This is a genomic window from Flavobacterium sp., from assembly GCF_020217025.1.
Taxonomy (GTDB): Bacteria; Bacteroidota; Bacteroidia; order Flavobacteriales; family Flavobacteriaceae; genus Flavobacterium.
In genome coordinates this window covers 1-16,514 of the sequence record NZ_JAIWOF010000168.1, presented here as the reverse complement: position 1 = coordinate 16,514, position 16,514 = coordinate 1, and the positions used below count along the sequence as shown (strand labels likewise).

The following is a 16,514-nucleotide window of genomic DNA, read 5'->3' as shown; positions in this document are numbered from 1 at the left end:
AATTTGGACTGGAATTGGGTGGTCAGTTTGCACCGAAATCGATGGTCAATTTAGACTGGAAAGTGGTGGTCAATTTGACCGTTTTTTCCAATGATGATTATAAATTAGAAAAGTATTTATTTGGAGAGAAAGCTGTATCGCATCTAAAATGGTTTGGTGCTGCAATGCCACATATAGAATTACTAAAACATATAGCAAAAATCTATCCTGATGTCGTACTTAATTCTATAAAAAAAGTTAATGAGAATTTTAACGAAAATATAATTAACGATATTGTATTAAACATCGATAATGGTATTATCTTTGCAGATGAGAAATATTTCCTCTCCCCAAAAAGAAAGGAACTAATAAGTAAATTAATAACAATCAGAACAAAAAGACTTTTACAGGAATTCTTGTAATATGATATTAAAAAAAATCTATTTAAGTTGGAGACCAGGCAAAGGAGATGGTCGATTTTTAGTAGGTGTCTTTTCAAGAGAAAATTCATCAGGGGACGATATTGTATTTAAATATCAAGCTGATGAAGTCATGAAAGCAAGAAATAAAGGATTTTATAACTATCCCGAGTTTCCTGACTTTGAGAAAGAGTATCGTACCAATCTAAAAACGGCTTTATCTTTAAGATTGATGCCAAAAACTAGAGCTGATAGAAATAATTATTTGTCTTTTTGGAACGCTAACATTGAAGGTTTAGATTGGTTTGATGAATTAGGATTCACACAAGGCGAACTAGCTACTGATACTTTTGAATTTCTTGCTGAATATCCAAAAAAACACAATGGTATAGGAGTTAATTTTGTTTCAAACATAGCAGCCCTATCTCATTTAAAATTAGCCACAGATTGTGTAAACATAGGTGATAAATTAAGATTTGAACTTGAGCCAGAAAATCAAGCTGATAAATCAGCTGTAAAGATTTTCAAAAATTCTGAATTTATAGGTTATGTTAAAAGAGGTCATAATTTATTCTTTCACAAAGTCAAAAATCAAGAAATTGACATAAAGGTAACGAATCTCGAGAAAAACGGAAAAATGAAACAAATATATTTTTCAGTAAGAGTCATATAACTTTAATAAAATTGATACAAAAAGATGCTTAGGCATCTTTTTGTGTTTTACAACAACAAACAATTACCATATACTATCTCATTTCTTTTTGCATAATTAAATTCCAAAAATGCATACTTGAAAAAAATTAAGTTCCCTAATTTAACCTAGATTTTAAATTAAATAGTATGAAATGGTGGGAATTAATAGGCTTATTTATTGCTTGGTTAGTTGGTCTTTACTTTAGAGGTAAGATGTATGAAGGTAGTAATGGATTTAGAAAGAGAAACAAAAATTAAAATGTATTTCTTAATTGTCTAAACATTAGATAAAAAAGCAAGTACTATTCAGAACTTGCTTTTTTGTTTGTTCGAAAGTTGAACTTAGCTTTCAATATTTGCATATCCTCACTAATTTTCTTGTCTAAAATCTTAGCGTAATGCTGTATTTCATATACTAATTTTAAAATCAATAATTTAAATTCAACCCGAATCCGAATCCCATATCGCTATCATAATGAGTTCTTAGGCTTAGATTTCGTTTTAGAATGTATCGTGCTTCTAGCATGTATTCAGTATCAGTATTGACCATGAAGCCCATTCGTAATCGTTTGGAAACAGGGATATCTTCTCGCATTAATTGTAATCTTAGATTTCCATCTTGAAACACCTCTGCTTGAAACTGAACTAACATGGGTAAGGTATAGGCAAATCCAGCACTTAAAACAGCTCTATGGTCTTTGGTGTTTTTTTGTCCGAAAATGTTTTTTTCTATCTCACCTTCCATATCTCGGTAACGCCAATCAAAACCGATAAAGGGCATTAACCATTGCATTTTTCCAATATATCTTCCTAAATGAAATTCTGCTTCATAACCGTGCATGTCATTGTATCCTAAACGCCATTCTGCACCTAAACTCCATCGTGTATTTTGAATCATTGCCATACCATCGTTTCCATTAGTAGCAAAATCGTTTTCTGCCATGATATGAAAAGCTCTGTCATCTGCGTACAATTTGCGTTGGGCTAATTTTGGATTAGGAATTAATGGATTGGGTTCTTGATTTTCATACGTAAAAATTCTACCCATGCCTGCCATCATGTGATACAATATGTGACAATGAAAAAACCAATCGCCCTCAACATTAGCATTGAATTCTATTACATTGGTTTCCATTGGCATTAAATCCATTACGTTTTTTAAAGGTGCGTAATCGTCTTGTCCGTTAATGATTCTGAAATCGTGTCCGTGTAAATGCATCGGATGGCGCATCATGGAACCGTTGTAGAGCGTAATTCTAACATTTTCGCCTTTCTTAATTAAGATTTTATCGGTTTCTGAAATTACTTTATTATCTAAACTCCACACATAACGGTTCATGTTTCCAGTAAGTTCAAAACGAAGTTCTTTAACTGGAGCGTCTTTTGGCAATGTTGTTTTTTCAGTAGCTTTAAGCATGGCGTAATTCAATGTGGTGATGTTCGCCAATGCATTAGCGTCATACTTATTATGTTTTGAATGTTCTTGATGGCTTGCTGCCTTTAGTGTTTGTTCTTTCTTTTTGTTATCAGCTTCTCCAGTAATTTCGGGATACATAACTACGTTCATATCCATTTGATTTAACGACATGCTCATTCCCATATCATCCAACTCTCCATTCATTTTCATCATGTCATTCATCATCTTCATCCCTTCAAAATATTTTAATTTTGGCAAGGGTGAAATCAATTGTTTGATACCGTTTCCAATGTAAAGGGATGCGGATTTTGTTCTATCTTCGGCAGTAGCTAAAAATTCATATGACGTATTATTGGCTGGAATTGTGACTATGACATCATAGGTTTCAGAAACAGCAATTAGTAATCGATCTACTTCAACAGGTTCTACATCATTACCATCACTAGCTACAACCGTAATTTTTCCACCTGCATAGGTCAACCAAAAATAAGAGGAAGCACCTCCATTAGCAATACGAAGTCGGACTTTATCGCCTCCTTTAAACTGTGTTAATTGGCTTTCATTTTTTCCGTTGATTAGAAACTTTTCGTAATAGACATCGCTTACATCCATGGCATTCATTCGTTTCCACTCGTTGCCTAGTTTTGTTTTAAAATGCCCTTGTTTAATGGCTTCACTATAACTTTGTGTGGAACCTTTTTTGATGGCAAACCAATCGGAAGCGTTGTGCAACATTCGGTGAACGTTTTCGGGTTTTAAATCGGTCCATTCGCTTAAAATTAAAGGAACAGTTGGTAAATCATCGATACCTTTTCTAAAAGTAGGATCGTTTTCTTTTTTATTCATAATGAACATACCATACATTCCGATTTGTTCTTGTAATCCTGAGTGTGAATGATACCAATGCGTTCCGTTTTGGATGATGGGAAATGTATATTTATGCGTTGTGCCAGGTTGAATGGGCATTTGGGTTAAATTCGGTACTCCATCTTCTTTGTTAGGTAAAAATAATCCGTGCCAATGCAACGAAGTAGTTTCATTTAATTCGTTATGTACGTAAATTTCGGCAATATCGCCTTCTGTAAAAGTTAAGGTTGGCATTGGAATTTGACCGTTCACCGCAATAGCTCTTTTTTCAGTTCCAGAATAGTTGACAATTGTATCGCGAACGTATAAATCGTATCGTACTATTTTTTGAGCGAATGAGTTGGGTATCGCAACTAACATAAGTAGCATAGTTCCCACTATTCTTGAAACACTTTTTTGTTTTTTCATCTTTATATTTTCAAAGATTAATAAAAATGCCACCTTACTTTGTTTCAAGTAGCACTAAAGACTTATGAATTGATTTTTTCGATTTTAAAACCTGCTTTTTCCACCGCTTGCATGATTTCCTGTTCTTTTTCTGATGAAGCTTCAACGGTTAGTATTTTTTCTTTGTTGTGAATATCAACTTCCCAATTTTCAATTGCGGCTACTTGGTCTAATTCTGGTGTTACTTTGGCTACACACCCCATACAATTGATATTTGTTTTGAATTTTAATGTGTTATTTTTCATTTTGATGTTGTTTTAATTTTTAAAATATTTTAATCGTAAACTATTCGCTACCACACTTACACTACTTAATGCCATAGCAGCTCCAGCAATCATTGGATTTAATAAAAACCCATTTATTGGATATAAAATTCCAGCTGCAAGTGGAATTCCAATAATATTATAAATGAAAGCCCAAAAAAGGTTTTGTTTAATGGTATTCACGGTTTTTGCTGAAATCTTTATTGCCAATGGAATTTTAGAAAGATCAGATGAGATAATGGTCATTTTGGCTACATCAATAGCTATGTCACTTCCTTTTCCCATCGCGATACTTACATTAGCTTGTGCTAAAGCGGTACTATCGTTGATACCATCACCCACCATAGCTACTATTTTGCCTTTTGCTTGTAGCTCTTTTACAAAATCGGCTTTGTCTTTTGGTAAAACTTCTCCTTTGAAATTGGTAATTCCTACTTTTTCAGCAACGGCTTTGGCTGTATTTGCATTATCACCTGTTAGCATATACACTTCAATATTCATTTTTTGAAGTTCTTGAATGGCTTCTATGGAGGTTTCTTTGATTTCGTCGGCAATGGCTAAAACGGATAACGCATTTTTAGAATCGGCAAACCAAATCACGGTTTTAGCCTCTAATAGCCACTTTGAAGCCTCATGGTCTAGTTTTTCAGAAATATTTATACCATTTTCGAAAAGTAATTTTTTATTTCCTACAAAATAATATTCTCCGTTATAGTGGGCTTTCACCCCTTTTCCAGTAATGCTTTCAATGTGATTTACATTTACTGAATTTTCATCTTTATAAAAACTTACAACTGCTTCTGCCAACGGGTGTTCTGATTGTTTTTCGATAGCGATCAAAATTTGTTTAGAACTATCATTTCCTTCTGCCCAAATTACATCGGTTACTGTGGGTTTACCTTTGGTGATTGTACCTGTTTTATCTAAAATAATGGCATTGATTTTTTTAGCTAATTCCAAGCTCTCCGCATCTTTGATTAGAATTCCTTCCTCTGCTCCTTTTCCTACACCTACCATGATGGCTGTTGGTGTGGCTAAACCTAAAGCACACGGACATGCAATTACTAAAACTGTCACTAAAGCTAACAATCCTTGAGTGAATCCGTTTTCACCCCCCCAAATTATCCAAGCAATAAGCGATAGTAAGGCGATGCCGATGACAATTGGAACAAAAACACTCGCTATTTTATCTACCAATTTTTGAACAGGAGCTTTACTTCCTTGTGCTTCTTGCACCATTTTAATTATATGAGAAAGCATGGTATCGGCTCCTACTTTTTCCGCTTTGAATTGAAAACTTCCTTTTTGATTAATAGTTCCCGAAAACACTTTGTCATTTGTCTCTTTTCTCACTGGAACGGGTTCGCCACTCAACATACTTTCATCTACAAAAGAACTTCCTTGAGAAACAATTCCATCTACTGCTACTTTCTCTCCAGGTTTTACTATGATGGTCATTCCAACTTCGACTTGTTCTATTGGTAATTCCATTTGGTTCCCATTGGCATCTACAATGTTTACCGTTTTGGGTTGTAAGCCAATTAACTTTTTAATGGCTGAAGAAGTATTTCCTTTAGCATTTTCTTCCAGTAATTTACCTAATAAAATAAAAGCAATTACCACTGCTGCAGATTCAAAATAAACATGAGCGTGTAATCCTTTAGAATGCCAATAGTCTGGAAAAAGCGTATTAAATACGCTAAAAATATAGGCTACACCTGTACTCAATGCTACTAGTGTGTCCATATTAGCCGAACGATGTTTTAACTGTTTCCAGGCATTTATGTAGAAATCTTTTCCATAGAAAAGCACGACTGGTGTTGCCAATATCCACATAATATAATTAGCATACGGAATATCCATAAAAAACATACCAATTGCCACTAATGGAACCGATAAAATGATGGCTCCAAGTGTTTTTGCTTTTAGTTGTTTCTGTTTTCTAAGATGGATATCCTCTAAAGTTTCGTATTGACTATTATCTTGATTGATAAATAAATCATAGCCAATACTTTGTACCGCTACTTGCATTTGGTTTAGTGTAACTAAACTAGGAATGTATTCTACTTTAACTTCTGCTGAAGCATAATTTACTGAAGCGTTCACCACACCAGGTAAGAACTTAATTATACTTTCTACACTCACAGCACAAGAAGCACAAGTCATTTGCAAAACTGGAATTATTTGTGTGGTTGTTGCAACATCATAGCCCAAATCACGAATGGTTTTCACGGCATTAGGTATGGCTATTTCAGGTTTTTCGGTTTCAATGATAGCCTGTTTGTTGTTTATTTCCACTTTATGCTGTGTAATTCCCTCTATAGACTGCAATCCTTTATTAACAATCATAGCGCAATGTTCGCTTTCCACATTTTCGAGTGGGATTGCATATGGTTGTGTTTTTACTGTTTTCATCTTTTACTAATTTACTTGTACAAAGTTCTACTGAAAAACCGGGTATGAATTGTATAATTATGGCTATGATTTACATCATTCTAAATTTTATCAATTTGAACTCGTTTTACTTCTTTTATTTGTTTGAAATGTGTTGGTGTAAATCCTGTTATTTTCTTGAATTGATTACTCAAATGTGCTACACTACTGTAGTTTAGGAGGTCTGCAATTTCGCTTAAGCTCAATTCATCATACATAATTAACTCTTTTGCTTTTTCAACTTTTAAGTTGATGTAATATTTTTCAATGCTAATTCCTTCCACTTCGGAGAATAGATTGCTGAGTTTACTGTAATCATGATTTAGATTATCGGCTATGTAAGAGGATAAATTTTGGTTTAAATCTGCATTTTTGTTTTGAATCAGATCGATTAGTAATGCTTTAATTTTTTCAATAACTCTACTTTTTTTATCGTCTATTAATTCAAAACCAAACTTCTCAAGATTTAATTTAATATCCTTTTTTTGAATATCTGTAATCTTTTGATTCAGTTCAACTTCTCCTAATTCAACTTTTACTAGTGAATATCCTAAATTTTCTATTTCATTTTTAACGACCATTTTGCATCGGTCGCACACCATATTTTTAATATGCAAAATCATTATTTAATGGTTTCAACTGTTTTTCCACAAGTTAGCATTCTGTTGCCATAGTATGGGTTTTTAACTTCATTTTCTTTACTTAACCAATTTGCACCTTTACCATCATTGTACATAGGGCAATGTTGAAAATAAACTGGCACCTCATACTTAGCTACTTTTATTAATGAATAAATGTCTTTTGACAGTGTTGTAAAATGATTACGTTGTATCTTAATGTCTTTCGTATTTGAAATCAGTTCAGTATCTTTTTTAATTTGATTTACAACTTTCATCCAAACCCTATGAACATCCATATCCAATTTGTCCATTTTAACATTATTTATTGCAGTTAGTAATTCCTTTGAAGCAATTGAAGTTGTGTTACCATCAGAAGAAATCATAGCATCTTTTACCACAAAATAGTTATCAAAAACAACTTTAAGTTGGTTAACTTCTTGAAGTACCATCTTTGAAGTTTCATTGTGGTTTACATGATTATTATGGATTTCAGTAGTTTCTTCCACTTTGATTTCTTCTTTAACTGGAACTTTAGCAACTCTGTCATATTGACAACATCCATGAAGATTGTCATAGACATCATCTGGTGCAAGAAACTTATCACTATCATATCCTGCTAATGCTATTCTTTTTAGTATTTCGTCTGGATTAGTTTTAGTAGTATCATAAGTTAAAGTGGCCATCTTCGAATCTTGATCCCAATCTACTTTAGCTACTTTTTTGATATTTCCTGCATTTTCGATTTTGGTTTCGCACATTCCACAGTTTCCATAAATCTTAACTGTTTCTGTTTTTGCATTTTTAATTTGTGCATTGACAGCAATACTAAGCAATATAAAAGTTGCTAGCATTATATTTTTAAATGAATTTTTCATTTTAATAATGTATTAGTAATCAAAGTGAATTCCTTTGATAAGTTGATAAAAAAATAATGAATAACAGTTTACAAGTCTATCTGCTTGAAATAATTAAAAATAAAAACGGAAAGTAAACTGATGATTAATCTGATAGCAAAATGCTATAAATTTGACACACTAATGGCTGTCAAAAAAAGAATTTAGCCTATTTTAGGTATTAGCCAAATAGAATGAAAACCATCTGAGATTGATGGTGCCGTGTATGAAAACTTAACTTTCTCTATTGAAGAATATTGAATAAAGTTAATTTTAAAAGTAATTTCTGGTATAAAAATGATTGAAGAAGAAGGACAAGTCATAGAACAACCACAATTTGCATGACCACAATCACCTTTACATCCATTTTCATCTTTGCTTTCAGAACTGTCATTACTACAATAACATTTCTTTTCAGTTTTTTTAGATGAAACTTCTTTTTCACAAGAATGTTTTGAATTAGAGTTACCACAAGCCATAGCCGTACTAGGCATTAAAAACATGCCTAGTAAAACTATTAATATTATGTGATATTTTTTCATTTTTAATTTTAAAACATCACAAATGTATAAAAAATGAATTGTTGTTTGTATAAAATATTGTTAAATAGAGTTTTGGCAACTACGTCGATTTACATTGATTGAAAATTTATCTTTAAGTATTTTCATATCCTCACTAATTTTCTTGTCTAAAATCTTAGCGTAATGCTGCGTTGTTTTTAGATTAGTATGTCCTAACATTTTACTTACGGTTTCAATTGGAACTCCGTTACTCAATGTCACGGTAGTTGCAAAAGTGTGTCGGGCAATATGGAATGTTAGTTCTTTATTGATTCCGCAAACCGTTGCAATTTCTTTTAGATACGCATTCATTTTTTGATTAGAAAATATCGGAAGTAATTTATCTTCATTTACACAAACTGGATGATTGGCGTATTTATCAATAATGAATTGGGCCGTCGGTAATATCGGAATTCTAGAACTCGTATCGGTTTTTTGTCGGTTCTTGTTTATCCATTTATCGCCATCGATACCCAGAACAATGTTGTCCTTCGAAAGTTGTTTGACATCAATATAAGCTAATCCCGTAAAGCAGCTGAATATGAAAATATCTCGAACCAATTCTAAACGATCCGATACCAATTCTATTTCCATCAAATCTTGAATTTCTTTCTCAGTCAAGTATTCGCGAATTACCTCTTTGACTTTCGATTTGTAATTTGCAAATGGATCCTTAGTTAACCAACCATTGGCCAGGCAAATGTTTATAATCTTGTGGAAGTTTTTAATGTATTTTACCGCTGTGTTATTTGCACATTTTCGGACACTACGTAAATAGAACTCATACTCGGTTATAAATGAATAGTCAATCTTTTCGATACTAATATCTGAAATGTTGTATTTCCATAACAAGAAGTTTCTCGTGTGCTTTAATGAAGTTTCATAACGCTCTAATGTTCCTGCTGCATATTCTTGCCCAACCAATTCTTTAATTTTTCGGTTGTGTTCTTCGAATATCGGCATTAAATAACGGTCTCTAGCCTTCTTACCCAAATATTCGTTTTTGAAGTTTTCAAGGTTGATTTTAATTTCACCCATGAATAATCGCTTTTCGATTTCATAGACTTTGTTTTTCAGCAAATCAAGTCGGCTATTTATTGTACGGGCTTCTTCTGAATTGCCCTTCATTTTGCCCATTTCGGTGCCCCATTTCATTTCTTCTACGAAATGACCGGTACTAATATCGAAGCGTTCTCTTTCGATTGTGATACGTTGATAAATTGGCATTAGCCCTTGAGAATTGACCTTAGATTTTCTTAAATAGAAAAGGACGGAAATTTTTGTTGTCATAATGGTAACCTTTAAATTGATAATTAATGTACTTAATTTGTCAATATAGGTCAAGATGTTTAATCTTTGAACACCTTATTTTACAAGGGTTAAGAAAAAAATCGGTGCACTTTTTTTTGACTATACCCAGGTGCACCAAAAGTGCACCGATTATTTGCAAAAAAATGAATAAATTGGCTAAATGGTAAAAAGAAAAAACCCTTTAAATGCTAGGATTTAAAGGGTTTTAGTTCATTTTGAGAATTCTCTCGCGGAGAAAGAGGGATTCGAACCCCCGGACCTGTTACAGTCAACAGTTTTCAAGACTGCCGCATTCGACCACTCTGCCATTTCTCCAATAAGTCGCGCACTACTTCCGTATTGCGAGTGCAAATATAGAACGATTTTTTATTTCTGCAAACGTTTTCAAAAGAAAAAAGTAAAAAAAATACACTTTCTTCCTCACCCCTTTCCCAACCATTTGAATGTCAACAAATAAATAAAAATAAATTTTTTAGAAAAAATCAAGAACAAGAGCAAGAACAAAGTCAAAGTAATCAGTTGTACCATTTTTTCTCATCCTCATCATAGTTCAAGAGATGCTCACCAGCATAACAAACCAGTCATGTAGTCTTAAGTGAACTATACCAAGTGAAACGCCTCTATACACAATCCACTCAAAAAAACTATGTGTCTATGTGTTTAAATAAAATCAAAATTCAACATTCGTTAATCAGCATTCAACATTCAAGAGATGCTTACCAGTATGACAACCTAGTCGTGTAGTCTTATGTGAACTATACCAAGTGAAACGCCTCTATACACAATCCACTCAAAAAAACTATCTGCCTATGTGTTTAAATAAAATCAAAATTCAACATTCGTTAATCAGCATTCAACATTCAAAAAAACACTTATTTTTGTAAAAAGAAAAAACAATGCAATCCAAACTATTCTGCCTAGAAAGCGTTCCTGATGTCACTTCTCAAACATCTAGCATCATATTACCTTCACTAGAAAAACTAGCGCTGCAATACAACATCACCAACGTGTACCAAACCTGCGACAGCATTGAAGGATTAGAAGAAAGTCTAGGCACATTGCTTTACGAAGACCGAAACTTCAGAGATTACGAAATCATTTATTTGGTATTCCAAGGAAGAGATAACAACATTATAATCGATAATTATTTATACAGCCTAGAAGAAATAGCAGAGTTCTTCGAAGGCAAACTCACCAACAAACGCATCCATTTTGCCAATACCCTACAACTAGACTTAGATTCCGAAACCGCTCAATATTTCTTAGATGTCACGGGAGCTATCTCCATTTCAGGCTATCGTAACCCTGCTCCTATCCTTAGCACCATTATCGACAATCCATTCTTCGCCTTATGCCAAGAATATGATGATGTTACCAATATTGTAGAAGAATTATTCGAGAAGCATTATACCTTAGCAAAAGGAATGGGGTTTACATTATATTACTAGAAAATTTAATTCCAATCAATTAAAATATTTTGTGAGAATTTTCATTTCTATTCAGTATATTTTCCAAAATAAATTCCATATTTGTAATTCTATTTACAAAAATTATGGACATTCAAATTTCACCTGAATTTAAAAAACAAACTAGTAGAGCCATTTTTGCCATTGGGCTATTTATAATAGTTTATATCCTTTTAATACTTATTGGATTTTTAATAACAATTGCCTGCATTGGAGGTGGTATAGCCCTTATTGTAGCAAAACCTATGTTCTTCACTTTGGCATTAGGAATTGGTTTAGCGAGTTTAGGAGTCATGATAATTATATTTTTATTGAAATTCCTATTCAAAAGAAATAAAACTGATTTGTCCAATTTTACGGAAGTCAAACGTTCTGAAGAACCTAAACTATTTGCCTTTATTGATGAAATTGTAGCGAAAACAAAAACTAATTTTCCAAAAAAAGTATTTCTTTCAACAGAAGTAAATGCGAGTGTCTTTTATGATTCTAGTTTTTGGAGTATGTTCTTACCAATAAGAAAGAATCTTCACATAGGAATGGGATTGGTCAATAGCGTCACTCACGATGAATTAAAAGCAATTTTAGCTCATGAGTTTGGACATTTTTCACAAAGAACAATGAAAGTAGGAAGCTTTGTTTACAATGTAAATCAAATCATATACAACATGTTATATGACAATGATTCCTATCGAAACTTAATTCAGAAATGGGCTAATGTAAGTGGCTATTTCTCCATCTTTGTGGCAGCAGCAGTTAAAATAATACAAGGTATTCAATGGATTCTTCAAAAAATGTATAGCATAGTAAATAAAAGCTATATGGCGCTTTCTAGAGAAATGGAATTTCATGCTGATGAAGTAGCTGCAAATGTAACAGGATATATGCCTTTAAAAACTTCATTATTAAGAATGGATTTGGCTGATAAGAGCTATAATAGTGTGCTACAATTTTATGAAAACAAGTATAATGAAGGTTGGATAAGTGAAAATATTTTCAAAGAACATGCCTTTATCATGAACTTCTATGCTAAAAAACAAGGCATTCCAATTACAAACAAACTTCCCGAAGTAAAACAAGAAAACACTAATTCTTTCAATACTTCTAAATTGGTAATTAAAAACCAATGGGCGTCACATCCTGAAACTGAAGAACGAATTGCTGCATTAGAAAAAATTGGAATTGTAAAGTCTAATTCTAATATGGAGCCTGCAAGTACTATATTTAATAACGCAGAAGAAACAGAGAAAAAACTAACACAAAAATTATTCAGCAGAGTAACTTACCCTACCGAAAATATAAAAATCAACTTTGAAAACTTTACTAAAGAATTTGAAACAGACTATGAAAGAGAAAGCTTTAATAGCATTTTCAAAGGATATTATAACCAATACAGTCCTACCAAGTTTACAATAGAAAAAGTTGAAACCTCAACTGTTCCTTTTGAGAATTTATATAATGATGAAATAGTTACCATTCCATCTGAATTAGCTACAGCTCAACAAGATGTTATGATATTAGAAAATATTAAACTTGGTCATTATGATATCAATACTTTCGATTATGAAGGTATAAAATACAATAAAAGTGATGCAGATAATGTTATCAAAAAAATAGAAACCGAAATCAAAAATCTGGAAGAAAAGCTAATGATTCACGATCAAATAATTTATAATTATTTTCACACCTTAGCAGCGCAGAAGAATAAAACTTACGAATTTGAATCCGCTAGCAAAAAGTACTTGGATTTTGATAAAAAATTTGATGAAAATTTTGAACTGAATAATAAAATATCAAACGCTTTAGAATTCATCAATAAAGAGACACCTTTTGAAATCATTAGAGATCTTTTTGAATCCTTCCGCCCTCTTGAAAATAAATTAAAAGAAGAACTCAAAAATCTTATAGAATTACCAATTTATAAAAACGAATTAAATTCTGAGCTATCAAAAGAGATCAATGACTTCAATAATAAACAATTGGGGTATTTTGTTGGTAAAGAATATAAAAATGACCAATTACAGGAATTGTTCAAAATGATTAACACTTTTCAATTTCTTAATCAACGTATTTTCTTTCTACACAAAAAAGAGTGGCTTGACTTTAAATTACAATTATTATCGTAAAAATAGCTTCCCCAAATCATCCTTAATTTGGGGAAGTTTTTTTATTCTACTTAACTCCTAAACAAAACATTCATAATGTCGTCATAGGTTTTTAATTCGGTCGGATGAACTCGCATTTTAAAAACCACATTTCCTGAACGGGCTTCCAGATTCTTAAAATCTGATGCGGTAAAATACGCTAGCTTTCCATCTTCCGTCATTCCCCACAAAATATTTTGACTTTCTGGATTAAAATGAACCGTTTTCGTATATCGATACAAAGCATTTACTCCAAGTTCTACCAAAACAACTTGCTTCAATACTATTGGTTTTCCATTTTCATCAACAAAAGAAGCTACTACTTTAGCTCCCTTTGGATAAACATGTGGCCAATCTAAATTCACTAATCCAAACTGATTCACTTGTAAAGTCCTCATTATTTTACTGGAACCCTTTAGCTCTTCTATTTCTTTTCTAGCAAAAAAGGCATTATACGCTATTCGTTTTGTATTGTAATTAGACCAAGCGTCATCAATCGTTTTTCTTAAGGCTTGAATTCTAGACAACAAACCAGCGTATTTTTTTCTGTAGTCATTTAATGCTTTTGAATACTGCGCTTTATCTTTAAAACTTAAATAACAAATACATGTTGTTTTAATAGTATCGGGTAATTTACCCCATGGAACAAAGGTTACTTCATAAGTACCATTCTTTAAATCTTTAACTAAAATATCTTTAGAATCAAAACCACATTTCTTTCCTTCAACAGGCTCAAACCATACATCTTTATATTCTTTTAATTTGTCATTTTCATTTAACTTGTCAAAAACTTTAAACGAAAACTTACCAGCAATACGAGGAGCTTCAGGAGCTTCAGGTAATTGCTCCAATTCCTTTTCTTTTGTAATTGTTTTAACCACATCTTTACCTAATTCCTTCCATGTATTGCTTTCCGAATCAAAATCATAACGATTGAATTTAGTATCATTAGAATAACTAACAACATCCACTTGAATTTTATTTTCTGGATTCACATTTACAGCTTTACCATTGTTGGAAGCATTCATTTCAAACATTCCAGCCGATTCAAACACCATTTCTTCTCCATTAGTAGTTGAAAATGTCATTGGAATTCCCGCAAGATAAACCTCTAATGGATTAGAAAACATCCTAAATTTTAAATCAACAGGAGTTGTAATAACATTTCCCTTTTCATCTAAAAAAGCATTTTTAGGAATCGAAATAACGGAACCCGATTTGTGATAAATCACCGTATCCTTCGTGGGTAAAATATGATATTCATCTGCAACAATATCCGCAGAAGGAATTGGCGGAACTAATTGTTCTACAGCTACAGCTTGAGGTTTAGCTGTTTCTTCTTTTTCTTTACAAGAGAACAAACTCAATGAGAACACTACAAAGAGTAAAAAATGTTGGTTTTTCATAATAAAACAAGATTAGGTTAATAGGAGAACGTTAATAAAGGACAATTAGTACGTAACATTTTTAAAATTAAAAGATTACAAAATGAAATCCGTACGTATTTCCGTAAACAACAAAAAAATAAAAGTTCTAACCCAACTTAAATCCTAAAAACTTTTAAAACTATAAGAAATTGCTTATTTTCGAACGATATAATTCAACCAAAATGTATCTATTCAAAATTGGTTTTCTAGCTTTCTTATTTCTGGTTTCCTCTTGCAAAAACCAAGAAGAAAATCCACCATTAGATGCCAATTTAGAACATGCAGAACAACTATTCACAAATAAAGAATATAGAAAAGCCTACTACTATTATAACCAATCCTACTTATACAATTCCGAACAAAAAAACACGAAAAGAGCAGTCTTTAATTTGCTCAGAATGGCACACATAGAAAACTTAGAGTGTGATTATATTGGAAGCGAAGCCACAACAACACAAGCCATTAAGTTATTTGACCAAACTATTCCGATTTCCTATCAAACCAACACCTACACGTCTATAGGATTAAATTACTTGCATCTTGCTAATTACGAAGAGGCTCATAAAATGTTTGAAAAATCAATTCAAATCACTGATGATTCACTTACGGTTTACATCGATAAAAACAATATAGCGTATTCGTTTATCAAACAAAAAGAGTATCAAAAAGCGGTTCGTCTCTTATCTGAGATAGAAAACAAAAAAGAATTACAAGAATCACCTCTTGATTATGCTCGCATTTTAGACAACAAAGGAATTGCACTATTCTATTTAAATGACACATCTTCCTTAACCTATCTCGAAAAAGCAAAAGCAATCCGAGAAGCCAACAACGACGATTCGCAAGTAGTATCTTCTTACATGCATTTAGCAGAATATTATCAAAAAGAGAATGATTTAGAAACCACTACAAAATGGGCAGAGAAAGCCTATCAATCGGCCACCAAAGCCTTTATTCCCGATGATCGATTGGAAGCATTAAACTTACTTTTTACGTCAACTTCAAACAACAATTTAAAGAATCAGTATCACGAAACGTATATTCATATTAACGATAGTTTACAAAAAGCCCGCCAACAAGCCAAAAATCAATTTGCAAAAATTAAATACGATACAGAAAAAGCAGAAGCTCAAAAGCAAACGTATCAGTTACGAATGTATGGTAGCATAGCTTTACTGATTTTAAGTTTTGCTGTATTCGTATTGTTGTACCGATTAACGATTCATAGAAACAAAAGAAAAGTTCTAGAAACCCAATATAATACGGAAACTAAAATAGCAAAACGCTTACATGACGAATTAGCTAACGATGTTCACAATACCATTGCTTTTGCTGAAACTCAGAATTTAGAAAACGAGCTAAACAAAGAAACGTTGTTAGAAAATTTAGATACTATTTACCAAAGAGCTCGTAACATTTCCAATGAAAACAAGCAAATTAATATAGGAGAAGCCTTTGTAGAGCAATTAAAGCACATGATTCATTCGTATAGCGCTGATAAAATAAATGTGATTTTAAATACTGCGGCATTACAAGATATTCAATTAAAAGACGAAGTTAAAATTACACTATATCGCG

At 32.3% G+C, this 16,514-nt stretch carries 13 protein-coding genes and 1 tRNA gene; 5 read left to right on the top strand and 9 right to left on the bottom strand.

Annotated elements, in window-relative coordinates; genetic code table 11:
- A partial coding sequence (locus LDL23_RS08565; RefSeq protein ID WP_291265324.1) for a hypothetical protein occupies window positions 1–401 on the top strand: 401 nt, incomplete at its 5' end.
- 1 nt (window position 402) lies between these two features.
- Window positions 403–1,071: an HIRAN domain-containing protein gene (locus tag LDL23_RS08560; RefSeq protein ID WP_291265323.1), complete on the top strand. Its 669-nt coding sequence runs from the start codon at window positions 403–405 to the stop codon at window positions 1,069–1,071.
- A gap of 447 nt (window positions 1,072–1,518) precedes the next feature.
- Here LDL23_RS08560 and LDL23_RS08555 read toward each other — a convergent pair whose 3' ends face one another.
- From LDL23_RS08555 to LDL23_RS08520, 8 genes are all read right to left on the bottom strand, one after another.
- Window positions 1,519–3,783, bottom strand: coding sequence for a multicopper oxidase domain-containing protein (locus tag LDL23_RS08555; protein ID WP_291265322.1), 2,265 nt, complete (start codon window positions 3,781–3,783; stop codon window positions 1,519–1,521).
- Between the two features lie 62 nt (window positions 3,784–3,845).
- Complete coding sequence (locus tag LDL23_RS08550) at window positions 3,846–4,067, bottom strand: cation transporter (RefSeq protein WP_026726490.1); 222 nt, start codon at window positions 4,065–4,067, stop codon at window positions 3,846–3,848.
- 12 nt (window positions 4,068–4,079) lie between these two features.
- Window positions 4,080–6,500: a copper-translocating P-type ATPase gene (locus LDL23_RS08545; protein WP_291265321.1), complete on the bottom strand. Its 2,421-nt coding sequence runs from the start codon at window positions 6,498–6,500 to the stop codon at window positions 4,080–4,082.
- 80 nt (window positions 6,501–6,580) lie between these two features.
- Complete coding sequence (locus LDL23_RS08540) at window positions 6,581–7,099, bottom strand: AraC family transcriptional regulator (RefSeq protein WP_291265320.1); 519 nt, start codon at window positions 7,097–7,099, stop codon at window positions 6,581–6,583.
- Window positions 7,100–7,140: 41 nt separating this feature from the next.
- Entirely contained in the window at window positions 7,141–8,013 is an 873-nt protein-coding gene (locus tag LDL23_RS08535; protein ID WP_291265319.1) for a DUF3347 domain-containing protein, read from the bottom strand.
- Window positions 8,014–8,195: 182 nt separating this feature from the next.
- Window positions 8,196–8,573, bottom strand: a complete 378-nt coding sequence (locus LDL23_RS08530) for a hypothetical protein (RefSeq protein ID WP_262319435.1) — start codon at window positions 8,571–8,573, stop codon at window positions 8,196–8,198.
- Window positions 8,574–8,633: 60 nt separating this feature from the next.
- Entirely contained in the window at window positions 8,634–9,881 is a 1,248-nt protein-coding gene (locus LDL23_RS08525) for a site-specific integrase (RefSeq protein WP_291265318.1), read from the bottom strand.
- Between the two features lie 251 nt (window positions 9,882–10,132).
- Window positions 10,133–10,217 (bottom strand) — tRNA-Ser (locus tag LDL23_RS08520).
- A gap of 581 nt (window positions 10,218–10,798) precedes the next feature.
- Here LDL23_RS08520 and LDL23_RS08515 point away from each other — a divergent pair.
- Window positions 10,799–11,350 (top strand): DUF6642 family protein, encoded by a 552-nt coding sequence (locus LDL23_RS08515; RefSeq protein WP_291265317.1) that lies wholly within the window; start codon window positions 10,799–10,801, stop codon window positions 11,348–11,350.
- A gap of 104 nt (window positions 11,351–11,454) precedes the next feature.
- Window positions 11,455–13,491, top strand: coding sequence for a M48 family metallopeptidase (locus LDL23_RS08510; protein ID WP_291265316.1), 2,037 nt, complete (start codon window positions 11,455–11,457; stop codon window positions 13,489–13,491).
- 50 nt (window positions 13,492–13,541) lie between these two features.
- Here LDL23_RS08510 and LDL23_RS08505 read toward each other — a convergent pair whose 3' ends face one another.
- On the bottom strand, window positions 13,542–14,915 hold the full coding sequence (locus LDL23_RS08505) for a hypothetical protein (RefSeq protein ID WP_291265315.1): 1,374 nt from the start codon (window positions 14,913–14,915) through the stop codon (window positions 13,542–13,544).
- A gap of 203 nt (window positions 14,916–15,118) precedes the next feature.
- Here LDL23_RS08505 and LDL23_RS08500 point away from each other — a divergent pair.
- On the top strand, window positions 15,119–16,514 hold a 1,396-nt coding region (locus LDL23_RS08500), incomplete at its 3' end, for a tetratricopeptide repeat protein (protein WP_291265314.1).